Source organism: Paenibacillus turicensis, from assembly GCF_050461185.1.
In the GTDB taxonomy this organism is placed as follows: Bacteria; Bacillota; Bacilli; order Paenibacillales; family Paenibacillaceae; genus Fontibacillus; species Fontibacillus turicensis_A.
The window spans coordinates 71,234-98,127 of record NZ_JBCMOR010000001.1; the positions used below are offsets into that span (position 1 = coordinate 71,234).

Here is a 26,894-nt window from a genome sequence, read left to right on the forward strand (position 1 = left end):
TGCTATCTTTTTACGAGAGAGCTTTGTAGCTATAGAGGAGGAGCTTGTTATGAAAAAAATCGATTTCGAGCATTTCAAGTGGCTTAATGAAAGTGACCTTAGATTCGAAGATGACAAAATGATGATGTATGCCCCACCGCAAAGTGACTTCTTTTGCAGTCATAAAGTATCTTCCCAGACGGGAACGCCTGAGTCACGTACAAATGCTCCTTTTTTCTTTACAGAAGTAACGGGCGATTTTGTAATGAAGGTTAAGGTGGAGCTTGAATTCAAGGATGTCTATGACTCAGCCACCATTATGGTAATGGATAATTTGGAGTTGTGGGCGAAGTTATGCTTTGAATATACCGAATTTGATACACATGCAGTGGTGAGTGTCGTGACTAATGGGATGTCGGATGATGCCAATGGCAACAACGTAGAGGGAAATGAAATGTGGCTACAAATGACACGAGTAGGGCAATCCTTTGCTTTTCATTATTCTGTAGATGGGAAGAAATACGATATGGTGCGATACTTCCATTTACCCGTTCAAGATACAGTCAAAGTCGGGTTTGTACCCCAATCCCCGTCAGGTCAAGGTGGCGAACGATTGTATTCCCAATTTTCATTACAATCTAAGACGGTAAGTAATATAAGAATGGGACAATAAAATAAATTATTTATAACAGTTACTTAAAAACACTTAAGCTTGTGCAAAAATAAGCTAAGTGTTTTTTGTTTGTTTTATACATAGCTTGGACTAATAACCGCGTATGTTTGCCGTTACGACATTTTTAGTAAGGAATAAACTGAAAAAGAAAACGAAAAAGGGGGATTTTTATGGAAAATAATACTAATAACAATGCTTCAGGTTATGGTTCGACTGCCGAGGGAATTGAAACTTCAGCGATTGGTATGGCCTCCCATACAGAGGGCTACCAGACTAATGCGATAGCCACCTCGGCGCATGCCGAAGGGAGTTTTAGTAATGCATCGGGTACAGCCTCGCACGCGGAAGGGTATCAAACGCAGGCAACGGAGGAGTCGTCTCATGCGGAAGGTAATGCCTCCATTGCTGCGGGGATTGGTGCGCATGCGGAGGGGTTTTTGACGATTTCCGCGGGGCAGGGAGCTCATGCTGAGGGCTTGCGGAGCAATGCTGGTGGTGTGGGCGCCCATGCGGAAGGCGCTTCTACTTCTGCGAGCGGAGATGCTGCGCATGCAGAAGGAGTTGGGGCGGCGGCAAGTGGAAGTGCTTCACACGCAGAAGGTAGCTTTACGACTGCTTTAGGAGACGCTGCGCATGCGGAGGGACATTTATCGGTAGCTTCAGGAGTTGTGTCTCACGCCGAGGGAAATAATACCTCGGCATCAGGGGATTATTCCCATGCCGAGGGATACAATACAAAGGCATCAGGAATTTACTCCCATGCGGAGGGTTTAAGTGGAGAGGCCTCAGGGAACGCTTCTCATGTAGAAGGCAGTGGCACAGTGGCCTCAGGAGAAGGATCTCATGCGGAGGGGGTAGGCACAGTAGCCTCATCATATTGTGCCCATGCTGAGGGAGTGAACTCACAGGCCTCAGGGGATTTTTCCCATGCAGAGGGTTATAGTACAGTGGCTTCAGGATATGCATCCCATGCGGAGGGTTCTAGTACACTTGCTTCAGGATATATTTCTCATGCAGAGGGTGCTTCTACGGTCGCTTCAGGAAGGTTTTCTCATGCGGAAGGAACCAATTCATTTGCAATTGGAGATTCGTCTCATGCCGAAGGAGATCAGACCCGAGCGACTGGTACGTTTTCCCATGCAGAGGGACGTCTATCCCTAGCTTTAGGTGTTGTATCCCACGCAGAGGGAGAAAGCACAGCAGCCTCGGGAGATTACTCTCATGCAGAGGGAAAAAGCACAGCAGCCTCAGGGAGTTATTCCCATGCAGAGGGGGGAGCAACAGTAGCCTCTGGAGACTACTCCCATGCAGAGGGATCTATCACAAGAGCCTCAGGAGTTTATTCTCATGCAGAGGGAGGAGCAGCAATAGCCTCGGGGGATTACTCCCATGCAGAGGGAGCAAGCACAGTAGCCTCAGGGAATTACTCTCATGCAGAGGGACGTCTATCCCTAGCTTCAGGTGTTGTATCCCACGCAGAAGGAGAAAGCACAGTAGCCTCAGGGAGTTATTCCCATGCGGAGGGGCAAACCACAGTAGCCTCGGGAGGTTACTCCCATGCAGAGGGATCTATCACAACAGCTTCAGGAGTTTATTCTCATGCAGAGGGGGGAGCAACAGTAGCCTCGGGGGATTACTCCCATGCAGAGGGAGCAAGCACAGCAGCCTCAGGGAATTACTCTCATGCAGAGGGACGTCTATCCCTAGCTTCAGGTGTTGTATCCCACGCAGAGGGAGAAAGCACAGTAGCCTCAGGAGACTACTCCCATGCAGAGGGTAGAAATACGACAGTTACTATTGACCATTCTTATTCCCATATAATGGGTGCCTATGGTCAAAGCTTATATCCGAACTCTTGGCATGTTGCCAACGGAACAGCAACTACAGCGCTTGGACTCGCCGCAGTCCTCGAAGGTGCCACAGGCAACCTTTATATTGACGGCACAGTAATGTCGCCTGCTGCGGATTATGCGGAAATGTTTGAAACGGTAGACGGACTCCCTATAAAACCGGGCTATTTCGTTACTTCTGATGGAGACAAAATTAGGGTAGCGACAGAAGGGGATCGCTATATTTTGGGAGTGACTAGTGCAAGACCCTCTATAGTTGGTGGTGCCTATCATTTGAATTGGCAAGGTAGATATGAAGTAGATGAGTGGGGAAGCGTCAAATATGAAGATGTTGAGATACCTGAAGAGAAGGATGAGCAGGGAAATATCATTATGAAGGCGAGTACAAGAAAAGTAGCGGTGGTCAATTCAGAATATGATGCCTCTCAGACGTATACTTCACGAATGGATCGCCCAGAGTGGGTGGCAGTTGGAATGCTTGGTAAGTTATTGGTACGAGATGATGGCACTTGTGTAAAGAACGGATTTTGCCGTCCGAATGAGGATGGAATTGCAACAGCATCAGAAGAGGGTTATCGGGTATTAAAGCGAACGGGGGCGAATCAGATTTTGATTGTTGTGAAGTAGAGTAGTTTCCCAAAAAATAATAGCCACGTAAATAGGAATAATAGTTTTCTCATAAACACTTAAGCTTGAGCAAAAAAAGCTGAGTGTTTTTTTGTTGTAAGCTTGGACATTTAACCGCGTATATATGCCGTTACGACATTTTTCGTGAGGAATAAACTGAGAATACAAATGAAAAAGGAGGAAAAGTAATGGAAAATGACACCAAAAATAATGCATCAGGTTATGGTTCTACAGCAGAGGGAATTGAAACTTCTGCGATCGGAATGGCCTCGCATACAGAAGGCTATCAGACGAATGCGCTAGCCACCTCGGCACATGCCGAAGGGAGCTTTAGCAACGCTTCGGGTACAGCCTCGCACGCAGAAGGGTATCAAACGCAGGCAACGGAGGCGTCTTCCCATGCGGAAGGCAATGCTTCGATTGCTGCGGGAAATGCCGCACATGCGGAAGGTTTTCTTACGATTGCAGGGGGAAGAGGCGCACATTCGGAGGGTTTGCAAAGTAATGCTGGAGGCGTGGGTGCCCATGCCGAAGGTGCTAATTCCTCTGCAAGTGGTAATGCGTCTCATGCGGAGGGAGTAGGGACGGCTGCAAGCGGAAACTATGCACACGCCGAAGGCAACTTTACGACTGCTTCAGGTGATGCGTCCCATGCCGAAGGGAATTTTTCCATTGCATCCGGAATTTATTCCCATGCAGAGGGGTACCTTACCATTGCGGATGGGACGACAGCGCATGCGGAAGGAGCAACTACACAAGCTATAGGTTATTCAGCCCACGCAGAGGGCCTTCAAACAGTTGCATCAGGTACAGCTAGTCATGCCGAGGGAATTTATACGCAAACTTTTGCGATTTATTCACACGCAGAAGGTGGTCTTACAATTGTTGCTCCTTCTCATAGTTTTTCTCATATTATGGGATATAGTGGTCAAACCTTATACCCTGGCTCATGGCACCTTGCCAACGGAACACAGCCTGCTCCTGCTCTCGCAGCAGTCCTAGAAGGTGCCACAGGAAACCTGTATATTGACGGCACCGTGATGTCACCCGCTGCGGATTATGCCGAAATGTTCGAGACGGTAGACGGCTTACCTTTGGAACCGGGCTATTTTGTCACTTCCAAGAAAGATAAGATTAGGATAGTAACAGAAGGAGACCGCTATATTTTAGGAGTGACTAGTGCAAGACCCTCTATAATTGGAGGCGCCTATCATTTGAATTGGCAAGGTAGATATGCTGTAGATGAATGGGGACGTGTTAAATATGAAGACATGGAAGTCCCCGAAGAGAAGGATGAGCAAGGGAACACGATTATGGGGGCTACTATAAGAAAAATAGCGGTTTCCAATCCAGAATATGATGCCTCACGTGATTATATTTCTCGTATGGATCGTCCTGAATGGGTAGCGGTCGGATTACTTGGTAAGCTATTGGTGCGGGATGATGGCACTTGTGTGGAGGATGAATATTGTCGTCCCAATGCGGACGGAATTGCCACAGCGTCAGAGGAGGGCTATAGAGTATTAAAGCGAACGGGTGCTAATCAGATTCTAATTATGTTTGCTGTAAAGTAGTTAGAATATTCAAATACCTAAATACACCAATATCTTAATTATACTTTCACTACAAATCTACTAAGTTGAAAGATTTTTTTATAAAATAGACTAGACATGAAAAAATAGTTACTCAAAAAACACTTAAGCTTGCGCGATAAAAAGCTGAGTGTTTTTTTGTTATAAGCTTGGACATTTTATCGCGTATGTTTGCCGTTCCGACATTTTTCGTTACGAATAAACTGAAGATAGAAACGAAAAAGGAGGAAATGAAATGGAAAATGATACCAATAATAATGCGTCAGGTTATGGTGCAACAGCAGAGGGAATTGACACTTCAGCAATTGGAATGGCCTCGCATACAGAAGGCTATCAGACTAATTCATTAGCCACCTCGGCGCATGCCGAAGGGAGCTTTAGCAATGCTTCAGGTTCAGCCGCTCATGCCGAAGGTTATCAAACACAGGCGACAGAGGAATCCTCCCATGCCGAAGGTAACGCCTCTATTGCTGCGGGAATCGCGTCTCATGCGGAAGGTTTTTTGACGATTGCAGGAGGAAGAGCGGCACATGTAGAGGGATTACAAAACAATGCAGGGGGAGAGGGTGCCCATGCGGAAGGCGCCAATTCCTCTGCAAGCGGCAATGCCGCCCATGCCGAAGGAGTTGGAGCGGCTGCGAGCGGGATTTCCTCCCACGCAGAAGGTACCTTCACGACCGCGTTGGGGGATGCATCTCATGCAGAAGGCCATTTAACGGTAGCGGCTGAAATTGGGGCTCATGCCGAAGGAAACAGCACGACTGCTTCAGGGCTATTTTCCCATGCAGAGGGGAATGCGACAGTGGCTTCAGGTCCATCTAGCCATGCGGAAGGATTACAAACGGTAGCTAGTGGAGAGTACGCTCATGCGCAGGGATTAAAAACGATAGCTAGTGGAAATTACGCTCATGCGGAGGGCTGGGTTTCGATTGCCTCAAATAGATATACCCATGCCGAAGGCACAGGAACTAAAGCCAGTGGGGTTGGATCTCATGCCGAAGGCGCATTCACTGAAGCTAGTGGGGTAGATGCTCATAGTGAAGGATTCTCGACAAAAGCTAGTGCGAATGCTGCACATGCCGAAGGATCATTCTCTGTTGCTAGTGGGAATTATTCTCATGCAGAGGGGAGAAATACTACTGCTGCTTCTACTGCCTGCCATGCAGAGGGGCAAGGAACCACCGTATTGGCTGAGCATAATTTTTCTCATATTATGGGACGTTATGGTCAAACCTTATACCCGATCTCCTGGCATTTAGCCAATGGAGATGTGGTTGGTGGTGTCCCTGGACTTGCCGCAGTCCTCGAAGGTGCAACAGGTAACCTGTATATTGACGGCACAGTGATGTCACCTGCTGCGGATTATGCTGAAATGTTCGAGACTGTCGACGGTTTACCTTTGGAACCGGGCTATTTTGTAACGTTGGAGGAAGATAAGATTAGAAAAGTGACTACAGAGGATGACTATGTATTGGGCATTGTAAGCGGTAGATCCTCTGTGGTAGGAGGAGCCCATCATTTAAACTGGCAAGGTAAGTATGTGACGGATGAATGGGGACGTATTAAATATGAGGAAGTACCGATGTTGGATGGGAAGGATGAACAAGGGGATACGGTAATAGGTACTACGATAAAAGCAGCAGTGATAAACTCAGATTTTGATGCTTCCCGTTCTTATGTCCCTCGGATAGAGCGTCCTGAATGGGTGACAGTCGGATTAATTGGAAAGCTATTAGTGCGAGACGACGGTACTTGCGTTAAAAATGGATATTGCCGTCCTAACCGTGACGGGATTGCAACAGCTGCCTCGTCGGGCTACCGTGTCGTGAAGCGAACGGGTAGTAATCAAATTCTAATTATATTTGTTATTAAATAGTCATCAGTTAGAATTTCCACACAAGAAACCCTCGCATTCTATCAGATTTTCACTAGAATCCAATCAGTTGAAGGCCTTCTTTATAAAAAGGGTCAGATTGTGGTTAAAATAATTTACTCAAAAAAACACTTCAGCTTGGTCAAAAACAAGCTAAGTGTTTTTTGTTTTTTTATACATAAGCTTGGATAAATCACCGCGTATATATGCCGTTCCGACATTTTTCGTTAGGAATAAACTGAGGATACAAACGAAAAAGGAGGAAAAATAATGAAAAATGATACCAATAATAATGCTTCAGGTTATGGTGCTAATGCGGAGGGACTTGATACTTCAGCAATAGGGATGGCCTCCCATTCAGAAGGGTATCAGACTAATTCGCTAGCCACCTCTTCTCATGCCGAAGGGAGCTTTAGTAATGCATCAGGTTCAGCCTCGCACTCGGAAGGTTATCAAACGCAGGCAACGGAGGAATCCTCCCATGCCGAAGGCAATGCCGCTATTGCTGCGGGAATTGCGTCTCATGCTGAAGGGTTTTTGACGATTGCAGGAGGAAGAGGTGCGCACGCGGAGGGTTTGCAGAGCAATGCAGGTGGAGAGGGTGCTCATGCCGAAGGTGCAAATTCCTCTGCAAGCGGAGATGCATCTCATGCGGAAGGCGTGGGGGCAGCTGCAAGTGGTGAGGCTTCACATGCTGAAGGCACTTTTACAACTGCTCTAGGTGATGGTGCGCATGCCGAAGGACATTTAACAGTAGCCGCTGAAATTGGGGCTCACGCAGAGGGGAACAGCACAACTGCTTCGGGGCTATTTTCTCATGCAGAGGGGAGTGCGACCGTTGCTTCAGGTTTATCTAGCCATGCGGAAGGATTTCAAACTACAGCAAGTTCAATCTATTCTCATGCAGAGGGTGATCGTACCATTGCTTCAGATAGAAATGCTCATGCAGAAGGTCATATAACTATAGCAAGTGGTGTTGCTTCGCATGCAGAAGGCTACCTCTCAAAAGCTACTGGTCATTCTAGCCATGCGGAAGGCTTAGCTACTGAAGCAAGTGAGGAATCAGCGCATGCTGAGGGATATAATACAAAAGCTACTGCAAGACACACTCATGCCGAAGGATCATACAGTGTTGCTAGTGGATTATATTCACACGCAGAGGGTAGTGGTACCACTGCTGCTTCTATTGCCAGTCATGCAGAGGGGCAAGGAACTACGATATTGGCAGAGCATACTTTTTCTCATATTATGGGACGTAATGGTCAGACCCTATACCCAGTCTCCTGGCATCTTGCCAATGGAGGTCCAGTTGATCCCCCTGGACTTGCCGCAGTCCTCGAAGGTGCAACAGGTAACCTGTATATTGACGGCACAGTGATGTCACCTGCTGCGGATTATGCGGAGATGTTTGAGACCATCGACGGTTTACCTTTGGAACCGGGCTATTTCGTAACGTTGGAGGAAGAGAAGATTAGAAGAGTGACTGCGGAGGATGACTATGTATTGGGTATTGTTAGCGGTAGATCCTCTGTGGTAGGAGAGGCACATCATCTAAATTGGCAAGGTAAATATGTGACAGATGAATGGGGACGTATCAAATATGAGGAAGTACCACTGTTGGATGAGAAGGATAAACAAGGGGATACGTTAATAGGAACTAAGCTAAAAGCCGCAGTGTTAAACTCTGAATTTGATGCTTCTCGTTCTTATGTCCCTCGGATAGAGCGTCCCGAATGGGTGACAGTCGGATTAATTGGTAAGCTATTAGTGCGAGACGACGGTACTTGCGTTAAAAATGGATATTGCCGTCCTAACCGTGACGGGATTGCAACAGCTGCCTCGTCGGGCTATCGAGTCATTAAGAGAATAGGCGCCAATCAGATTAAGGTGCTGTTCAGATAAAATCAAGGTATCCCTTGCTCTCTTATTTGGGCGAGGGATTTTTTTATAGTTTAGTCTATTATCCGTGTTCTCTAGTAAAGCGTTTTCATAGAGTATATTACTAGAAATTGGATAATGGCTTTTACCGACCAAACGGAAACGGAATTGCTACAGCGTCAGAAGAGGGCTATCAAGTATTGAAGCGTATGGGTGAGAGTCAGATTTTAATTGTATTTGCTGTTAAGAATAGGCTACTCAAAAACACTTAAGCTTGAGCAAAATACGCTAAGTGTTTTTTTATTTTTTATGTACATAAGCTTGGTCAAATAACCGCGTGTATATGCCGTTCCGACATTTTTCGTTACGAATAAACTGAAGATAGAAACGAAAAAGGAGGAAATATAATGGAAAATGATATGGATATCAATACCAATAATAACGCATCAGGCTACGGCTCAAATGCGGAGGGACTTGATACAGCAGCAATAGGGATGGCTTCCCATGCGGAGGGCTATCAGACTAATGCAATAGCTACCTCGGCGCATGCGGAAGGGAGCTTCAGTAACGCATCGGGTGCGGCCTCGCACGCGGAAGGGTATCAAACGCAGGCGACAGAGCAGTCTTCCCATGCCGAAGGAAATGCGTCGATTGCTGCTGGGAATGCCGCGCATGCGGAAGGATTTTTGACGATTGCAGGTGGAAGAGGTGCTCATGCCGAGGGCTTACGAAGCAATGCTGGCGGTGTGGGAGCCCACGCAGAAGGTGTCAATTCCTCAGCAAGTGGAGATGCCGCGCATGCGGAAGGAGTAGGAGCGGCTGCAAGTGGAAGTTCCACGCATGCCGAAGGTAGCTTCACGACTGCATCAGGTGAGACGTCACATGCGGAAGGACATTTATCCGTTGCCTCAGGAGTTGTATCTCATGCAGAGGGAAATAACACGGTGGCTTCAGGAAATTACTCTCATGCCGAGGGCTATGCTACACGGGCTACAGGCGAAATCTCTCATGCCGAAGGTAATTTATCCGTCGCATCAGGGAACTATTCTCATGCCGAGGGTTCTGGCTCAGTGGCTTCAGGCAATTTTGCCCATGCAGAGAGCGGTTATACAGTGGCATCAGGAGTTGCTTCCCATGCGGAAGGCAGTAATACAGTGGCATCAGGACATGCGTCTCATGCCGAGGGGATTTTTTCAGTGGCATCAGGGTATAATTCCCATGCGGAGGGCTTTCAAACAGTGGCATCAGGAGCCTTTTCTCATGCAAGAGGCTATCTTACAGCTGCCACAAGAACTAGTTCGTTTGCCGAGGGATATTTTACAGTGGCTGATGCAGGTTATTCTCATGCTAACGGGGTTTATACCACGGTTACTAATAATCATCCTTATTCTCATATTATGGGTACCTACGGTAATAGCTTATATCCAAACTCATGGCACCTTGCCAATGGAACAGCAATTACGGCGCTCGGACTCGCCGCGGTCCTCGAAGGCGCCACAGGCAACCTCTATATTGACGGCACAGTAATGTCACCTGCTGCGGATTATGCTGAAATGTTCGAGACCATAGACGGACTCCCGTTGGAACCGGGCTATTTTGTAACTTTAGACAAAAAAAAGATCCGAATAGCAACAGAAGAGGACAGCTATGTTTTGGGAATTACTAGCGGAAGACCGTCAATGGTTGGAGGGGCTTACCATCTGAATTGGCAGGGGAAATATGCTGTAGATGAGTGGGGTAGAGTCAAATATGAGGATGTTCAAACCCCTGAAGAGAAGGATGGACAAGGCCGTGTGATGATGGAGTCTACTCTGATCAAAAGGGCAGTAATCAACCCTGATTTTGATGCTTCACAGACGTATACTTCCCGAATGGATCGCCCAGAATGGGTGGCTGTGGGATTATTAGGTCAACTACTAGTGCGAGATGATGGTACTTGTATGGAAAACGGCTTTTGTCGTCCAAACCGGGACGGAATTGCTACAGCGTCAGAAGAGGGCTATCGAGTATTAGAGCGTACAGGTGTGAATCAAATTTTAATTATGTTTGCGGTTAAGTAGTCAAAATAGTGACACATTCTACTTTCCTTTAACTATAAATTCAATGAGTTAAAAGGTTTTTTTTGTAAAATAGCTCAAATATGAACAAAAATAGGCTACTCAAAAACACTTAGGCTTGAGCAAAATAAGCTAAGTGTTTTTTGTTTTTTTGTACATAAGCTTGGACTAATAACCGCGTATGTTTGCCGTTACGACATTTTTAGTAAGGAATAAACTGAAAAAGAAAGCGAAAAAGGAGGGAATTTAATGGAAAATAATACCAATAATAATGCTTCAGGTTATGGTTCTACCGCAGAGGGAATTGAAACTTCAGCGATTGGTATGGCCTCCCATACAGAGGGCTATCAAACTAATGCAATAGCTACCTCGGCGCATGCGGAAGGGAGCTTTAGTAATGCCTCAGGTGCAGCTTCGCACGCCGAAGGTTATCAAACGCAGGCGACGGAGGCGTCCTCCCATGCGGAAGGCAATGCCTCAATTGCTGCGGGGATTGGGTCTCATGCCGAAGGATTTTTGACAATTGCAGGGGGACAAGGAGCTCATGCAGAGGGCTTGCGAAGCAATGCGGGGGGTGTGGGAGCTCATGCCGAAGGTGCCAATTCCTCTGCAAGTGGAGATGCGTCCCATGCGGAAGGTGTGGGAGCGGCTGCAAGCGGAAGTTCATCGCACGCTGAAGGTAGCTTTACGACTGCTCTAGGTGATGCATCTCATGTGGAAGGCCATTTAGCCGTAGCTTCAGGAGCAGCATCCCATGCGGAAGGAAACAGTACACAGGCCTCAGGAAATGGTGCGCATGCGGAAGGAACGAGCTCTACTGCAATTGGTGATTCGTCCCATGCGGAGGGAAATCAGACCCGAGCAACTGGAACGTCTTCACATGCGGAAGGAAGTCTATCCGTATCATCAGGAGTAGCATCCCATGCGGAAGGAAACAGTACACAGGCCTCAGGAAATGGTGCACATGCGGAAGGAACGAGTTCTACTGCAATTGGCGATTCGTCCCATGCGGAGGGAAGTCAGACCCGAGCAACTGGAACGTTTTCGCATGCGGAAGGAAGTCTATCCGTAGCCTCAGGAGTAGCATCCCATGCAGAGGGACAGTCATCCGTAGCCTCAGGAAATGGTGCGCATGCGGAAGGAATTAGTTCATCAGCAATTGGAGATGCCTCCCACGCCGAGGGACGGTCATCAGTAGCCTTAGGATCTGCCTCCCACGCCGAGGGACAGTCATCGGCCTCAGGATCTGTATCCCATTCGGAGGGATACGGTACAGAGGCATCAGGAGAGTATTCTCATGCCGAGGGACTATCCTCGGTAGCCTCAGGTTTAGTATCTCATGCAGAGGGATTCAGTACCGTAGCCTCAGGGATTTATTCTCATGCGGAGGGGTATTTATCCGTAGCCTCAGGGGGATTTTCCCATGCAGAGGGAAGATCACAGGCATCAGGCGATACTGCCCATGCGGAGGGTGTGGTTACAAAGGCCTCTGGATATGCAGCTCATTCAGAAGGATACGGTACAGAGGCCTCAGGGGAATTTTCCCATGCAGAGGGTCAGTCATCCTTAGCTTCTGGAGCGATATCCCATGTGGAGGGATTCAGTACCGTAGCCTCAGGGATTTATTCACATGCGGAGGGGTATTTCTCAGTAGCCTCAGGGGGATATTCCCATGCCGAAGGAAGATCACAGGCAACAGGAAATACTGCCCATGCGGAGGGGATAGTTACAGAGGCATCAGGAAGTGGTGCACATGCGGAAGGCAACAGTACAGTGGCCTCAGGAGACTTTTCCCATGCAGAAGGACAGTTTTCCGTAGCCTCAGGAGCTATATCCCATGCAGAGGGAGATGGTACACAGGCATTAGGGAATTACTCCCATGCCGAAGGGTTTTATACCACAGTTGCTAGTAATCATCCTTATTCCCATATTATGGGCACTTATGGTCAAAGCTTATATCCAAACTCTTGGCACGTTGCCAACGGGACACAGCCTGCCCCTGCTCTCGCCGCAGTCCTAGAAGGTGCCACGGGCAACCTGTATATTGACGGCACAGTAATGTCTCCCGCAGCGGATTATGCCGAAATGTTCGAGACTATAGATGGACTCCCTTTGGAACCGGGCTATTTTGTGACTTCAGACAAACAAAAAATCAGAATAGCAACAGATGAGGACGACTATATTTTGGGGATTACTAGCGGAAGACCTTCTGTAGTTGGGGGGGCTTACCATTTAAATTGGCAGGGCAAATATGCTGTAGATGAGTGGGGCAGAGTCAAATATGAAAATGTTCAAATCTCTGAAGAGAAGGATGAGCAAGGTCATATTATGATGGAGATGGAGCCTAATGTGATCAAAAGGGCAGTCATTAATCCTGCTTATGATGCTTCCCAGACGTACACTTCCCGAATCGATCGCCCAGAATGGGTGGCAGTTGGAATGCTTGGTAAACTACTAGTGCGGGATGATGGCACTTGTGTGGATAATGGCTTTTGCAGACCAAACGGAAACGGAATTGCTACAGCGTCAAAAGAGGGATATCGGGTATTGGAGCGTATGGGTGAGAATCAGATTTTAATTATATTTGCTGTTAAGTAGTCAGAATAGTGAAATATTCTACTTTCCTTTAACAATAAATTCATTGAGTTGAAGGGCTTTTTTATAAAATAGCTCAAATACGAGCAAAAATAGGCTACTCAAAAACACTTAAGCTTGAGCAAAATAAGCTAAGTGTTTTTTGTTTTTTGTACATATGCTTGGACTAATAACTGCGTAAATATGCCGTTCCGACAGTTTTCGTTAAGAATAAACTGAAAAAGTAAACGAAAAAGGAGGAATTATAATGGAAAATAATATCAATAATAATCCATCAGGATATGGCTCTACTGCGGAGGGGATTGATACAACAGCATTAGGTATGGCTTCACATACGGAGGGCTACCAGACTAATGCGTTAGCGACCTCAGCGCATGCAGAGGGAAGCTTTAGTAACGCATCGGGAGCGGCTTCGCACGCGGAAGGGTACCAAACACAAGCGACAGAGGAGTCTTCCCATGCGGAAGGCAATGCTTCCATTGCCGCGGGAATTGGTGCCCATGCTGAAGGGTTTTTGACGATTGCAGGGGGGCAAGGTGCCCATGCGGAGGGCTTGCGAAGCAACGCTGGGGGTATGGGAGCGCATGCCGAAGGTGTGAATTCTTTTGCAAGTGGGGACGTCTCTCATGCGGAAGGAGTTAGCACATCTGCAAGTGGTAGTTCCTCGCATGCCGAAGGCAGCTTTACGACTGCTTCAGGTGATGCGTCTCACGCCGAAGGATCTTTATCGATAGCCTCAGGCGTCATATCTCATGCCGAGGGCTATAAAACAACAGCCTCATGGTATTATTCCCATGCGGAGGGCATTAGTACAACAGCCTCAGGAGGTGCCTCCCATGCGGAAGGAGGTAGTACAACAGCTTCAAATGATTATTCCCATGGGGAGGGCTATGGTACAGTCTCTTCAGGCCTTGCCAGTCATGCAGAAGGGTGGAGTACACAGGCAATAGGTAATGATTCTCACTCAGAGGGTTATAATACCCAAGCTATTGGGACAAACTCCCATGCCGAGGGGCAATTTAGTGTTGCCAGTGGAATGGCTTCTCATGCGGAAGGAGCATCTACACAAGCCTTAGGGGGATACTCCCATACGGAAGGTGCTAGTACTATTGCTGCTGCTGCTCATGAATTCTCGCACATTATGGGTTTTTCTGGTCAAACCTTATATCCTAGATCATGGCATGTTGCCAACGGAACATTAGCTGTTCCTGCTCTCGCTGCAGTATTAGAAGGCGCCACAGGCAACCTGTATATTGACGGTACAGTGATGTCCCCTGCAGCGGATTATGCCGAGATGTTCGAGACGGTAGACGGGCTCCCTTTGGAACCAGGTTATTTTGTCACTTCAGACAAACAAAAAATCCGAATAGCAACAGATGAGGACAACTATATTTTGGGAATTACTAGCGGAAGACCGTCCGTGATTGGAGGGGCTTATCATTTAAATTGGCAGGGGAAATATGCTGTAGATGAGTGGGGTAGAGTCAAATATGAAGATGTTCAAATCCCAGAAGAGAAGGATGAGCAGGGCCATACGATTATGGAGCATAATATAATGAAAATGGCGGTACTCAACCCTGATTTTGATGCTTCCCAGACGTATACTTCCCGAATCGATCGACCAGAATGGGTGGCAGTCGGAATGCTTGGAAAGCTACTAGTACGGGACGATGGCACTTGTGTGGAAAATGGCTTTTGCCGTCCGAATCGGGACGGAATTGCTACAGCGTCAGAAGAAGGTTACCGTGTATTAGAGCGTATGGGTGCGAATCAGGTTCTAGTTGTTGTTAAGTAGTGTAGGATTAAGTAGTGAAAAGTAACGAAAAGTAGCGAAAATAGAGAAAAATTGTAAAGCATCCTTACTCTCTTTCTTCAAGAGTAGTTAAGAGATGCTTTTTTTTATAGCCTACTAATTTTAGATAGATCCTTGTTACTAAGATTAAATTATGTTTGCCTTAATTTTATTTACTGCATGAAATACAGATGATTTTACCATGCCTTCGCTACGGTTCATAAGCTGAGCGGTTTCTTTAATAGAGTAGCCATCAATCACACGAAGTTTTAAAACTTTTTGGTGCTCGATATTACTTATATGTGACATTAAATCTGTCACGCCTTCCCCAACCTCTAGTTGGGAAATATCACTATGATAGGTCGGCACTTGAAGTTTATAATTACGTAGAAATTCATACTTTCTTTTTCGATATAAATCAATAACGAGATTACGAGCAACCCTTTTTAGAAAATAGAGTAGACGTTCCTCTGGAACATTTAATTTATATCGCATTAAACGAACAAAGCACTCCTGAGTTAGGTCCTCAGCGTCTTGTTGCTGTTTCAATAAACCGTAAATATATTGATTAAGTTCAAATTTGTATCGACTATAGGCTTGTTTAATATCAAGTGGATTCATTTAAGATGCTACCCCTTACTCTATTGTGTAGAAATATGAACATGCTATATGAACTCTATTTTATGTAGGTGATGTATCTAAAACTCTCTTACTTGTATCGGAGTTGTAACATTTACCTGTTAGGGCTAGTCAAGTTGTTTGCTAGAATACAAAATGATAGGTGAGTAGGTTTAACCTAAGTGACAGGAGATAGACAAAAGCGATGAAACCAAAACAAATATTAATTATTGAAGATGAGGAATCAATTCGGGATATATTGTCTTATTCATTACGAAAAGAAGGGTTTTTAGTTATAGAAGCAGCGAATGGGGAACGGGGTCTTCACTACGTTAAGCAGCACAAGCCTGACTTAGTATTGTTAGATTTGATGTTGCCTGATATGAGTGGATTTGATGTATGCAGACAGCTCTCCTTTACAACAAAAATACCGGTCATTATGATCACGGCCAAATCAGATATGTTAGACAAGGTGCTTGGCATGGAAATCGGGGCAGATGACTATATTACGAAGCCGTTTGATATCCGCGAGGTCGTGGCACGTATTCGTGCTATTTTCCGTCGGATTGGGTTACTCACTGAACTTCCCCCACAGCCTGAACGAGAGGTTACGCGCATTGGCAAATATGTTGAGGTGTATAGGGATGAACGTGAAGTGTGGAAGGACGGAGAACGTATTTTATTAACGAATAAAGAGTACGACTTGCTTCTGTTTTTAGTGGATCATGATCGCAGAGTATTTACCCGTTCAGAGCTACTGGATAAAGTATGGGGCTTTGAATTTGCAGGGGATACACGTACCGTAGATATTCATGTTCAGCGAATACGGAAAAAGCTAGATCATGATCATCATGCGACATCAATTATCGAAACGGTGTTTGGGGTCGGTTATAAGCTGGATACGAAGGTGCAGACATGAGATGGACCATTCAATTTAAGATGGTTGTGTTATTTTCGGTCATTATTTTTATTGGTTTTGTGGCGATGCTGATTGCATTTAATCAATTGAGTGAAAAAAATATTTACCGTGAAGTGGATGAGGATATGGTTCAGTCCAAAGTGAATTTGGATATTGCCATTAATCAATATTTCCTTTTACTGAATAAAAGAATTAATGAAAATAGTATTGAAAATGAAGTGAATGAGATTGAAAAGCAGATCGGAATTTCCGTTGGGGGTGCGGTAAACGTATATCGGCCAGATTCCTCCTCTTTCAAATATAGCAAAGGGGATAATAAGCACGCCATGATCTATCGCGAGGATCTTGAAGCCGCAGCCAAGGCGAAGGTGGCGTATAGTACCACGATGAACAATGGACATGTTACAGCGCGGTTATCTGTCCCTTTACTAGAAGAGGGTAAGGTCATTGCGATTGTCTCTTTAGAAAAGGATTATTCGGGATTACTCCTACAGCACACTAAATTTCAAGATACGATTACTTTGTTTGCGATCGTTATATTTATTTTTGTGTTTTTAGGCTCAATATTTATTTCAGGGCGTATAACTAAGCCAATTCGGGTGCTAACACAGCATGCCAAGCTGGTTGGTCAAGGAAGCTTGAACGCGGATATCCAAGTGCACACACGGGATGAAATCGGACAATTAGCAGGTAGCTATTCAAATATGATCCAACACATTAAAACGCAGATTGATGTCATTCAACGTGAAAGGGATGAGGTTAAACAGGTTCAGGAACGCAGCAAGGTTTTTTTTGATAATGTGACACATGAACTAAAGACGCCACTCACTACGATTTTAGGGTATGCACAAATTTTGCGAGATAACGGCTTTAGTGATCAAGCTTTTTTTGAAAAGGGGCTTAATTACATCATTAATGAAAGTCGTCGTCTTAACACGATGGTGGTCGATATTTTAGAGAGGTCGGCTGCTGCCGCACCAGGGCACACCTTTCGCTTTGAAACTATCGATGTGTCTAGCATTTTACAGGAAACCTGTGATGATATGTCGATTAAAGCTGCAAAATATAATATTACAGTTGTTAGTGAAATTGAAGGCCCCTTATTTTTAACGGGAGACGCCCATAAATTAAAAGAAGCTTTTATCAATGTGCTCGATAATTCAATTAAGTATGGATACGTTAACTCGTTGATTGAGGTTAGTGCCTTTCGGTTAGGTAATGAGATTGTGATCAGCATACGAGATCAAGGTGAGGGCATTCGTGAAGAGGCGTTGGAGCGAATATTTGAGCCATTTTATCGGGAAAATGATGTGAATCGAGAGGAAAAGGGCAGTGCAGGGCTTGGTTTGTCGATTGTTAGAAATACAATTGAACAGCACGGAGGTAAAGTAAAAATGGCGAGTATTTTAAACCGAGGTAGTGAAGTGAGAATGACTTTACCTGAGCGCCGATTATGAGGAAACTATGGGATATGAGAACGCTTTGCAATAAGCTTGGAGCTAAACGGAATGCACTGGTGTTGTTAGGATTATTGATCATATTTGTTGCAGGTTTGTATAGCGTAAATCGATTCTTTGGAAGAGACAATGAAACGAGGTTAGTCGTGCTGTCAGAGAAACGTGACAATGGAGCGTTAATTGCTTCTCCAAATACGTCCTTTCGTATTGAATCTGTGACGAAGCAACGGAACACCTTTCCAATCTATAACTTTTCTATCGCCGATGATAACACGGTGTTGCTAAATAGAATGCAGGATTCCTTTACTGGAATTAAGTTATCCTTGCTTCGGATGAATGATAATGAGGTGAAGGACATTACCCAAAATACAGGGTATGGAATTACGATTACCCCAGATCGAACACAGGCTATATTTACAAAATATGGATCGAGTGAGCATGATTATCATGCCTATGCATATGACTGGAAAAGCAATGAGCTGAAGCAGCTAGGGAAGGAACAGTTTTTCAACAGACAGTTTATTCGTAACGATACCTATATTGGTTTTGATGAGAAATACATTAAGGAAGTTCAATTAACTACAGGGAAAGAACAAAGCATAGCCAGTATAGAAGAAATTAGAGCTCGTATATCGAAGCACAATGGAAATATTAAAATAAGTGAGGACATGTTCCTGCCGGATCATTTTGTTATCGATAGCAATCAATATCAAATGTATTTCACAGCTTATACAGCCCAAAACCATGTACAACTATATCAGATGCCAATTCAAGCCAATCAAGATAACAATGATGATGATAAAATGTTGGTGGATATGCAGCAAATCGATCAAGTTTCACTGCTAGCTGATGGCAATATTATTTTATTAGGTGAAGTGGACAATAGTTATGGCTTGTATTTATATGACAAACGGGAAAAGCAATTGAAATTACTTAAAAAGGGGAATATTTTAGGCTTTGATTTAGATGCCCAATCCTCACGTCTAGCGTATCTGCAAATATTAGATAATCAAAAAGGAAGTAATGAACTTCATGTTACTTATTTGAAAGGCGATACTTTCGAAGCAGATACTGTCATTTATCGTAACATTCAGGATTTTATTAAAATGAATTGGTTCGATAATAACCTATTCGTAGGTGGAAGCTCGATGGATGCGAGTGAGCTATATCGTTTTACATTTAAAGTCTGGTAGTAGATTAATTAAATATTAGAACTTGACTTGCATGGAAGCTTTATTGCTTTTGTGCAAGTTTTTTTATGCTGACATGTTACAAGTTGGATACATCTTAGAGCAAGACGGAAACATTTCGAATCTATAATAAACCTGTACATAGCAGATGAAATGTCTCTAGCAGGAAGGGAAGAAAACTAGCCATGCTTCGGGTAAAACAGTTGTATCATGCCTTTAAAAATGGACAAGAGATCGTACCAGTGCTTGAAAATATTAATATTACGATTGAAAAGGGGCAAATGGTAGCTTTGCTGGGTAGCTCTGGGTCAGGGAAGTCCACCTTGCTTAATTTGATGGCAGGCTTGATGAAGCCGGATCAGGGAGAAATATGGATCGCGGACCAAGATATCGTAAAGTTTGGTGAAAATCAGTTAGCCGAATTTCGGCGAAGTCATATTGGCTTTATTTTTCAGGCGTATGAATTACTTTCTAATTTAACGATTCGTGAAAATGTGGAGTTACCGCTTGTATTTATGGGGATTAGTCCTGCTAAACGTAAAGGTAAAGCGCTAGAATTGCTGGAGCAGGTCGGACTGATGGAAAAATCGGAAATGTTCCCTTCACAGTTATCCGGGGGACAACAGCAGCGGGTCAGTATCGCGCGTTCGCTTATTACAGAGCCTTCGGTTATTTTTGCAGATGAACCAACGGGGAATTTAGATACGGAGACAGAGGAAGAAATTATTTCAATCCTACAGCAATTAAATGCAAAAATGGGCACCACCTTTGTCATTGTTACACATGAGTCTGAGGTGGCAGCGCAGATGCAAAAAATAATTAGATTACAGCAAGGACGATTATTTGAGGAGGAGACCTCGGAGTAAGCGCGTAGCGAAGGAGAATGATCGTGAGAATTTGGGATGTATTACGTATGGCTTGGGGTCAAATTATTCGTAGAAAAATAGTGACCTTGTTGTGTTTACTTGGGTTATCGATTGGTTCAGCAGCCATGATCATTGCCCTAAGTGTCGGACAATCTGTACAAACCTATAGTGAAAAAACGTTAAATGATAATTATAAAATGGATGAAATTACGGTCTCGCCAAATGAAGGGATACGTTCAGGCAGTAAAAGTCAGAGCTCGAAGTTTGATCGCGGCGCTTTAACAGCCGAAAAAATTAAAATCATTCGTAGACTTCCACATGTAGCCGCAGTTTCTCCCCAGCTTAGGCTTGATCAATTGGAAATGGTATTGGCAGATGGGCGTAGCGGTTATGTTGAGGTGATCGGAACAGAGCTGGAAACGTTACATGGGTTCGGAAATAAATATACGCAAGGAAGTGGCTCTGGTAATGGTAGAACAGCCGTAGCCAACTATGGATCGAGATTTGGATTGATTAATCAGAAGGAAGTTATGAAAATGATGGAGCAATTAAATAGTGATCCATATAACAATGAAATCTTGCAGAAGTTTACTGAAATGAACTCACAGCAAGATAACCTGTTATCACAACGAATTCAGTTTCGTAATGAGGATTTCTCCAATCCAGGCAAAGGGAAGCTAAGTGGCTCTTTGCGTGTAACGGGTGAGTTAGCTAAACCCTCGACGATGAGTGATGAAAATGCACAATATGATAAAAAAATATATGTACCGATCGAAACTGCACTTACACTTCAATATGAATTAGGCCTGCAACAAGATAGTAAAGCTGCAAATCGCTATAATTCAGCAATGATAAAGGTGTCGGATAAGCGTTATGTTGCACAGGTAGAGGCACAAATTAAAAAGTTAACCTTAAATACACAAACGAATTTGTTCCAAGAGGAAGCGATGAAAGGTCAACTAGCAATGTATCAAAAGGCTGCATTTGGAATCGGGGGCTTTATCATGCTGCTTGCTTCCCTCTCGATTATTGTGGCAATGATTATGTCAACGCATCAGCGACGTAAGCAGATTGGTGTGATGAAGGTGCTGGGTGCAAATTTATGGCAAATCCGCAATATGTTTATTACGGAAGCCGCGTTGTTAGGACTATTTGGGGGTGTAGTTGGCGTAGTAATTGCGTTTGCCTCCATTGGGGGTGTAAATGCGCTCCTATCAAGTCAAATGGCGGATCAGCAAAATGGTCCAATGACTGTCATTATCCAGTTTTCAGTACTTCCATTAGGCATTGTGTTTGCTGTATTGGTAGGGATCGTTTCAGGGATCTACCCCGCGATTAGCGCCTCGCGTACGAATGCTTTAAGTGTAATCAAATCAAATTAATTTTTTATCGGAAAGGGAAACTACAGCAATGAAAAAGTGGATTAAAATTGTGATCGCTGGTGTTCTGATTGCGGGTGTGGGCTATTGGGGGTATGGGAAGCTAAAACCTGCGTCCGAGCCACTGGTAGAGGCTGACGCACCGATTACGTTTGAGGTGACGAAGGAAACGTTGACACAAACTGTACAGGTTAAAGGCAAATCGGTATATACGGAATTAAGTGATATTGTTGCGCCCTATTCAGGCAACATTAAGAAATGGCATGTGAAAAACGGTCAGCAGGTGAACAAAGGGGATGTATTATTTACGCTGGACACAACGACACTGCAAAGCGAATTAAAGCAATTAGAAAGTGAAATTAAGAAATCAAAAATAGATTATGAGTTAACTAAGGTGAGCTTGAATCAAAATAGTGATAGTGAGGCACTGGGCAGCAGTGAGGAGGAGCGTAAAAAGGCATTTGCCGATCGTGAGGGGAAACGTCTTACGAATGAACTTAACCAACAAGCGATTTTGCTGAAGCAAGAGGAGCTACAACGAAAAAGAGAGACGCTCAATAAAGCGGTAATGCGTGCCCCTAGTGCAGGTGTGTTTCAATTGACTGACATTGACAATAAAACACGTATGGTAAATGAAGGGCAACTGATCGGAAGTGTTACCAATACATCCAAAATACAATTTCTTGCTATCGTTGGTGAAGAAGAAATGTTTAAGCTGAAGGTAGGTATGCCTGCGCAGGTTCAAATGTCCGCACAAAAGGAGCTTATGTTTACAGGCAGGGTAAGCAAAATTTCTAAGTTTGCACGTAAGTCTTCAGATGTAGATTTGAAGCAAGCCTCCCAATTTGATATCGTGATTGATCTGAAGCCTGATCCTAAGCTATTTGGAGGAGTTAGCCTAGAAGGAAACATAGAGACGTTGCGTAAGGAGGATGTCATTGTCGTCTCTAGTCTTGCAGTTATGCGCGATCAAGAAGAGCCATATGTTCTCCTTGATAAAGGAAATGGCCAGTCAGAGCAACGTGTAGTTAAGACGGGAATCGAGTCAGGGGATAAAACTGAGATTATTAGTGGATTGAAGCCAGGTGATGTCGTAGTTTTGCAATAAAAAAGTTTAAAATAAGATTAGTAAAGAGCAGGAAGAGAAGTCTGTGAAAGGCGTCGATTGATCTTCATGCTCTTTTCCTTTATAATTTTAATTCAGCTGAAACATATATTTTATTTTTTGTTTAAACTCCATTTAGGAGTTTCTTTTTTTAACCGGAATTAATATTGGAATATAATAGGTATCTTTACCATCCCCACGCGCGATATGCTCCTCTAAACCAGGGTGTCTGCTGTTATCATATTCCCATTCAAATTTTTCATCCTGTAATATTACCTGTGCCTTTTTCCAGCCGTAGCTAGGATCTCCTTCATATTCGCTAATGACGACATAAGTCCCACCAGGTAATCTCATTTCATATAACGGAGCTGGAATTTCAATGCCTTCTGGAATCGATGCACAATATCCGAAGCCATATTCAGGACTATTTTCTGTTGGGTACGGCTCTGTATTGAAGCCAAACAAACGCATCGTCCCTTCTAAGCTCTTCTCCTTAATCCATGCAAGGACGGGTGCAGACGCCTTATCTTCTGGTTCAACCCCTACATAAGAATAAGCAGCAGTTCTCATCGGTGGCAGGTTAACGAATTGTACCTCGCCATATTTAGATTTCATATTTTCCATTTCTAATCCTCCTTGAATTTTAGTCATCGTATGCTTTTTTCGTTCTAATGCACTCGGGAGCAAAATGTTTTCAATCGAGTCTAGCGTTAAAATGGGTTCCTGATCTAACATTTCTATTATTGCTGCGATAGATTGCTTGCGAATCTGTAAATCTGCGTCTATGGTGTCTAATTTACCTAGCTGCTTGCCTAAAACTTCCTTTAAGGCATCGGTTGTTTTGTTTGTGATCACCTCCTTAATATCTTTAATAGGAACATCTAGTCGTCTTAATAAGTCTGTAATTCGGATGCATTGTCGTGCATTGCTGTCATATAACCTCCAGCCAGATTGGGGATCGCGTGTCGCCTTAAATAGTCCAGCACTTTCCCAATGGCGTAAAGTTCGGCTCGTAACTGATGTGAGGGTTGATACCTGATTAATGGGCAGTAGCTCAGCCATTTATACACCTCCTGATTTAGTAAGTGAAATTTATAACTTTATTGTATCAGCTATCATCGCGTCAACTTCAACCCCTTTCTCTAAAAAATTTCATCTAAAATTTTGGCTCTTTATTTTAAATTAGTGGTTGTCAATCACCCCAGGTCAGCGAAGGGACAGAGAGATGGTGGAGAAGCGAACGCGGCCGCCTTTAAGGTCACATTTCTAACTAATCTGATACCTGTTAAAAAGAAATGGGATCTTAACAGCGGTTGAAGCCACTCTCTGGACCGTAGCTCCTCTTTCGTATGTTGACAACCACTAATTTTCATTTAGTGCCAAAATTTCTATCACCATAGCTTGTTAAAATGAAATAAAGGATGTATAAACGTAAACAACAGGAAATAGAAGGTAACGCAAATAAAAGGGAACAAGTGAGGGTGAGAAGATTAGGTGATAACGTATGAAAAGCAAAGTGTACGTAGCTTAAAAGGAGCTAAATTATGGATGGGAAGTAAATTCAAAAAGCTGTCATTTAAAATCCCATTTGCCTATTTTCTAATTATTTTATTTACCGTTGTTGTTAGCTATATTGTGTTAGACAAGGTCTCTACAAATTCAGCCCAAAGGAAAATTAATGAGACGTCATTGCAGACCATTACCTCGATTCAGACCAATATCAATCTAATGATTGAAAATGTGAACAATTATTCTAAAATGATTTTTTCTGATCCCAATTTACAAGGCTTGTTAAGGCAAGGTGACATTTATAGTAATTTGCAGGCACAAGGTCAGGTTAGCTCTTATATTTATAATCTAATGCAAGCGGTTCCAATTATCGACTCCGTGTATGTGTTTGATAATGGTGGACATCGCCTCTCTGTAGGGACACAGCAATTACCGACCTTTGTGGATGCGGATGTAGAGGAGACATCATGGTACAAGCGTGCGATTGCGAATGAAGGAAAATATTTTTTGCAATTAAATGGGAGAGATGACAATCATAAGTTTGTATCCTTTATTCGCTTAATTCGCGATTTAGATAACACTTCACAATTAGGGGTACTTGTCATAAACATTAAAGTAGAGTCGTTTGCCCAAGCTTATGCCAATTTACTTGGCGAAGATTCTTTTCAGGTGGCAATTCTAGATGAAAATAATGAGCTTATTGTGGCGAATGCTTCAAATGAAAAGCAAATTCACACTCCGATTGAGGATGTGCTTGCAGAAAACAAACCACGTTTAGAAGCAGAACTCCAGCAAAGTGACTCTGGCTTTTTTTCGCTAAATACGGAGACACAGCAATACACAGCCTCTTTTTTAATCGATGAGAGTGATCATTGGAAGTTTATTAGCTTAAATCCTTATGATTTTGTAGATACGAGAAATAAAATGCTTGTGCTAGTCATGTTTCTTTTATTAATCGTAAATGGAACCGTATTTTTTGTAAGCTCCTTTATTATTTCCAACAGCATTATTAAACCGATTCATAAGCTATTGAGAGCGATGAATAAAGCACCAAGCGGTAATTTGAGAAAAGTAAATGTCGAGTTAAGTAGCTACGAGTTCGAACAGCTTTTTATCGGCTATAACGATATGATTCAGCAAATTGAACAGATGGTTGCCGAAATGATCGAGGAACAAAATACGATTCGCAGGGCAGAGTTAGGTGCACTACAGGCGCAAATTAAGCCACACTTTTTGTACAACACGTTAGATTCGATTACCTCATTAGCGTTGTCAGGTTTAAATGATCAAGTCGTTGAGCTGCTTGACGCACTTGGGAGCTATTATCGCCTGAGTGTGAGTAAAGGACGCGAGGTCATTACAATCGGCGAAGAAATAGAAATGGTACGAAATTATTTAATAATTCAACAGGTGCGCTATCGAGATGTGTTCGAGGTGGAATTTGATATTGATGCGCGTTGTAGCTCTGCACTGATTCCTAAGCTTGTCCTACAGCCTTTAGTTGAAAATAGTATTTATCATGGAATTCGGCCTAAAGGGGGAAAAGGGAAGATTAGAATTACAGTGATGCCCTTAGATAGAAAGCAGAGTGGGTTGCAAGAAGGTGTACAGTTATGTATTAGTGATGATGGAATCGGCATGTCAAAGCCTGAAATTACACAAATTTTAAAAACAGAACGAAAAGGACAAATTCAAAGCTTTGGCTTATGGGGAACGATGGAGCGTTTACGTATTTTTTATAAGGATGAGGGTCTGTTTTTAATAGATAGTGAACATAACCAAGGCACAACCATTACGATAGTGATTCCGAATGGAGTAGATATGTCATGGGAAAATTGATGGGGAAATTAAAAGTTTTAATTGTCGATGATGAGCATTTAATTCGTAACCTGCTACGGATGAGGATTGATTGGGAAGCTCAAGGAATGGAAATTGTTGGTGAGGCAGCTAATGCTGAGGAAGCGATGGGAGTTGTGGAGCAGCTGCAACCTGACATTATTTTTACTGATATTTATATGCCGAAGGTGGATGGTATCGAATTTAGTGAACAAGTACTTGCCAGATATCCTCATATTAAAATCGTTGTTGTTACAGGGCATGATGAGTTTGAGTATGCAAGAAGAAGCATTAAAATTGGGGTGTTTGAATTTATTTTAAAGCCGATTCGCCCTGATGAGTTGCTTCAAGTTACTTCTAAATTACGTCAAAAAATAGAGAAAGAGCGTCTAGATCAACACAAATTGAAGCAGTTGCAGGAAGTGATGGACACTTCCTATCAGTCAGACCCTAAAGTACTAGAGCAGCTCCAATTTCATATCTCAATGGGGGATTCGCAGCAAGCAACAAAGCAGCTACATTCTATTTTTGATAGCGCCATAATAAGTGTAGCTCAATTCCGAATGGTAGCGATTGATATCATTATGGAATGCCAACGTGCAGCGAATGAACAGCAGCTTATAAGTGAGGTTGCATTTGATAGGCAAATGATTGGATCGATTCTAAGTGCTAATCAGTTAGCAGAACTGCTCCCAGCCTTGCAAGCGTATGTGAAAGAGGTCGCGGATGCGATTTTTGAAAAAATTCAGCCACAGGAAAATAATTTGATCCATCAGGTGAAGACCTATTTAGAGGCACATTTGAGTGATGCTAGTTTAGGCTTGGCGAGTACTGCGGCACACTTTTATGTTTCACCAGGTCATTTGGGACGACTGATGAAAAAGGAAACAGGACAGACCTTTGTAGAATATTTAACGCAAATTCGTATGAAAAAAGCGGAATTATTGCTAAAGCAAACTGATTTAAGGGGATATGAGATTGGGGAACAGGTAGGTATTCCAGACCCACACTATTTTAGCGTTTTGTTCAAGAAAAGCATTGGCAGATCGATGAATGAGTATCGCAGTGTGCGCAATTTTAAATAAAACGATGACTATAA

The 26,894-nt window shown here is 43.7% G+C and carries 18 protein-coding genes; 16 read left to right on the plus strand and 2 right to left on the minus strand.

The features are described 5' to 3' along the window. Positions 1 to 49: 49 nt before the first annotated feature. The 8 genes from ABE099_RS00325 to ABE099_RS00360 all read left to right on the plus strand — a co-directional run bounded on the left by ABE099_RS00325 (position 50) and on the right by ABE099_RS00360 (position 14,919). Positions 50 to 652, plus strand: coding sequence for a DUF1349 domain-containing protein (locus tag ABE099_RS00325; RefSeq protein ID WP_430026530.1), 603 nt, complete (start codon positions 50 to 52; stop codon positions 650 to 652). A gap of 170 nt (positions 653 to 822) precedes the next feature. Then, positions 823 to 3,129 carry a peptidase G2 autoproteolytic cleavage domain-containing protein gene (locus tag ABE099_RS00330; protein ID WP_430026532.1) on the plus strand — a complete coding sequence of 769 codons (2,307 nt, stop codon included), beginning with the start codon at positions 823 to 825 and terminating at the stop codon, positions 3,127 to 3,129. Positions 3,130 to 3,317: 188 nt separating this feature from the next. Beyond that, the gene (locus ABE099_RS00335) at positions 3,318 to 4,703 is read left to right on the plus strand and encodes a peptidase G2 autoproteolytic cleavage domain-containing protein (RefSeq protein ID WP_430026534.1); all 1,386 of its coding nucleotides are present in this window, start codon (positions 3,318 to 3,320) and stop codon (positions 4,701 to 4,703) included. Between the two features lie 253 nt (positions 4,704 to 4,956). After that, entirely contained in the window at positions 4,957 to 6,597 is a 1,641-nt protein-coding gene (locus tag ABE099_RS00340; RefSeq protein WP_430026536.1) for a peptidase G2 autoproteolytic cleavage domain-containing protein, read from the plus strand. A gap of 267 nt (positions 6,598 to 6,864) precedes the next feature. Further along, positions 6,865 to 8,496, plus strand: a complete 1,632-nt coding sequence (locus ABE099_RS00345) for a peptidase G2 autoproteolytic cleavage domain-containing protein (RefSeq protein ID WP_430026538.1) — start codon at positions 6,865 to 6,867, stop codon at positions 8,494 to 8,496. A gap of 383 nt (positions 8,497 to 8,879) precedes the next feature. Then, the gene (locus tag ABE099_RS00350) at positions 8,880 to 10,532 is read left to right on the plus strand and encodes a peptidase G2 autoproteolytic cleavage domain-containing protein (RefSeq protein ID WP_430026540.1); all 1,653 of its coding nucleotides are present in this window, start codon (positions 8,880 to 8,882) and stop codon (positions 10,530 to 10,532) included. A 246-nt stretch (positions 10,533 to 10,778) separates the two neighbouring features. Continuing rightward, complete coding sequence (locus tag ABE099_RS00355) at positions 10,779 to 13,127, plus strand: peptidase G2 autoproteolytic cleavage domain-containing protein (protein ID WP_430026542.1); 2,349 nt, start codon at positions 10,779 to 10,781, stop codon at positions 13,125 to 13,127. Between the two features lie 244 nt (positions 13,128 to 13,371). After that, positions 13,372 to 14,919, plus strand: a complete 1,548-nt coding sequence (locus tag ABE099_RS00360) for a peptidase G2 autoproteolytic cleavage domain-containing protein (RefSeq protein WP_430026543.1) — start codon at positions 13,372 to 13,374, stop codon at positions 14,917 to 14,919. A 144-nt stretch (positions 14,920 to 15,063) separates the two neighbouring features. Here the strand turns inward: ABE099_RS00360 and ABE099_RS00365 are convergent, their stop codons facing one another. Continuing rightward, a complete protein-coding gene (locus tag ABE099_RS00365; RefSeq protein WP_430026545.1) occupies positions 15,064 to 15,537 on the minus strand; it encodes an RNA polymerase sigma factor in 474 nt (157 codons plus the stop codon). A 202-nt stretch (positions 15,538 to 15,739) separates the two neighbouring features. On the opposite strand from ABE099_RS00365, the gene ABE099_RS00370 reads away from it, so the two are divergent. The 6 genes from ABE099_RS00370 (at position 15,740) to ABE099_RS00395 (ending at position 22,453) form a co-directional block, all read left to right on the plus strand. Next, the gene (locus ABE099_RS00370; protein ID WP_430026547.1) at positions 15,740 to 16,453 is read left to right on the plus strand and encodes a response regulator; all 714 of its coding nucleotides are present in this window, start codon (positions 15,740 to 15,742) and stop codon (positions 16,451 to 16,453) included. Next, positions 16,450 to 17,910: an ATP-binding protein gene (locus tag ABE099_RS00375; RefSeq protein ID WP_430026549.1), complete on the plus strand. Its 1,461-nt coding sequence runs from the start codon at positions 16,450 to 16,452 to the stop codon at positions 17,908 to 17,910. The genes ABE099_RS00370 and ABE099_RS00375 overlap by 4 nt, the downstream gene beginning before the upstream one ends. Next, positions 17,907 to 19,103: a hypothetical protein gene (locus tag ABE099_RS00380; protein WP_430026551.1), complete on the plus strand. Its 1,197-nt coding sequence runs from the start codon at positions 17,907 to 17,909 to the stop codon at positions 19,101 to 19,103. Before ABE099_RS00375 ends, ABE099_RS00380 begins: the two co-directional genes overlap by 4 nt. A 182-nt stretch (positions 19,104 to 19,285) precedes the next feature. After that, positions 19,286 to 19,966 carry an ABC transporter ATP-binding protein gene (locus ABE099_RS00385; protein WP_430026553.1) on the plus strand — a complete coding sequence of 227 codons (681 nt, stop codon included), beginning with the start codon at positions 19,286 to 19,288 and terminating at the stop codon, positions 19,964 to 19,966. Between the two features lie 23 nt (positions 19,967 to 19,989). Next, a complete protein-coding gene (locus ABE099_RS00390; protein ID WP_430026555.1) occupies positions 19,990 to 21,348 on the plus strand; it encodes an ABC transporter permease in 1,359 nt (452 codons plus the stop codon). A 28-nt stretch (positions 21,349 to 21,376) separates the two neighbouring features. Continuing rightward, positions 21,377 to 22,453, plus strand: a complete 1,077-nt coding sequence (locus ABE099_RS00395) for an efflux RND transporter periplasmic adaptor subunit (RefSeq protein WP_430026557.1) — start codon at positions 21,377 to 21,379, stop codon at positions 22,451 to 22,453. A gap of 132 nt (positions 22,454 to 22,585) precedes the next feature. Here ABE099_RS00395 and ABE099_RS00400 read toward each other — a convergent pair whose 3' ends face one another. Next, entirely contained in the window at positions 22,586 to 23,512 is a 927-nt protein-coding gene (locus tag ABE099_RS00400) for a MerR family transcriptional regulator (protein WP_430026559.1), read from the minus strand. Between the two features lie 432 nt (positions 23,513 to 23,944). On the opposite strand from ABE099_RS00400, the gene ABE099_RS00405 reads away from it, so the two are divergent. Continuing rightward, positions 23,945 to 25,798 (plus strand): sensor histidine kinase, encoded by a 1,854-nt coding sequence (locus ABE099_RS00405; RefSeq protein WP_430026561.1) that lies wholly within the window; start codon positions 23,945 to 23,947, stop codon positions 25,796 to 25,798. Next, positions 25,786 to 26,880: a response regulator transcription factor gene (locus tag ABE099_RS00410; protein WP_430026563.1), complete on the plus strand. Its 1,095-nt coding sequence runs from the start codon at positions 25,786 to 25,788 to the stop codon at positions 26,878 to 26,880. Before ABE099_RS00405 ends, ABE099_RS00410 begins: the two co-directional genes overlap by 13 nt. Positions 26,881 to 26,894: the final 14 nt, after the last annotated feature.

What these genes read in the sequence shown, in the direction of transcription:
- ABE099_RS00325 (WP_430026530.1), top strand. Translation starts at nt 50, where the DNA reads ATGAAAAAAATCGATTTCGAGCATTTCAAGTGGCTTAATGAAAGTGAC.
- ABE099_RS00330 (WP_430026532.1), top strand. Translation starts at nt 823, where the DNA reads ATGGAAAATAATACTAATAACAATGCTTCAGGTTATGGTTCGACTGCC.
- ABE099_RS00335 (WP_430026534.1), top strand. Translation starts at nt 3,318, where the DNA reads ATGGAAAATGACACCAAAAATAATGCATCAGGTTATGGTTCTACAGCA.
- ABE099_RS00340 (WP_430026536.1), top strand. Translation starts at nt 4,957, where the DNA reads ATGGAAAATGATACCAATAATAATGCGTCAGGTTATGGTGCAACAGCA.
- ABE099_RS00345 (WP_430026538.1), top strand. Translation starts at nt 6,865, where the DNA reads ATGAAAAATGATACCAATAATAATGCTTCAGGTTATGGTGCTAATGCG.
- ABE099_RS00350 (WP_430026540.1), top strand. Translation starts at nt 8,880, where the DNA reads ATGGAAAATGATATGGATATCAATACCAATAATAACGCATCAGGCTAC.
- ABE099_RS00355 (WP_430026542.1), top strand. Translation starts at nt 10,779, where the DNA reads ATGGAAAATAATACCAATAATAATGCTTCAGGTTATGGTTCTACCGCA.
- ABE099_RS00360 (WP_430026543.1), top strand. Translation starts at nt 13,372, where the DNA reads ATGGAAAATAATATCAATAATAATCCATCAGGATATGGCTCTACTGCG.
- ABE099_RS00365 (WP_430026545.1), bottom strand. Translation starts at nt 15,537, where the DNA reads ATGAATCCACTTGATATTAAACAAGCCTATAGTCGATACAAATTTGAA.
- ABE099_RS00370 (WP_430026547.1), top strand. Translation starts at nt 15,740, where the DNA reads ATGAAACCAAAACAAATATTAATTATTGAAGATGAGGAATCAATTCGG.
- ABE099_RS00375 (WP_430026549.1), top strand. Translation starts at nt 16,450, where the DNA reads ATGAGATGGACCATTCAATTTAAGATGGTTGTGTTATTTTCGGTCATT.
- ABE099_RS00380 (WP_430026551.1), top strand. Translation starts at nt 17,907, where the DNA reads ATGAGGAAACTATGGGATATGAGAACGCTTTGCAATAAGCTTGGAGCT.
- ABE099_RS00385 (WP_430026553.1), top strand. Translation starts at nt 19,286, where the DNA reads ATGCTTCGGGTAAAACAGTTGTATCATGCCTTTAAAAATGGACAAGAG.
- ABE099_RS00395 (WP_430026557.1), top strand. Translation starts at nt 21,377, where the DNA reads ATGAAAAAGTGGATTAAAATTGTGATCGCTGGTGTTCTGATTGCGGGT.
- ABE099_RS00400 (WP_430026559.1), bottom strand. Translation starts at nt 23,512, where the DNA reads ATGGCTGAGCTACTGCCCATTAATCAGGTATCAACCCTCACATCAGTT.
- ABE099_RS00410 (WP_430026563.1), top strand. Translation starts at nt 25,786, where the DNA reads ATGGGAAAATTGATGGGGAAATTAAAAGTTTTAATTGTCGATGATGAG.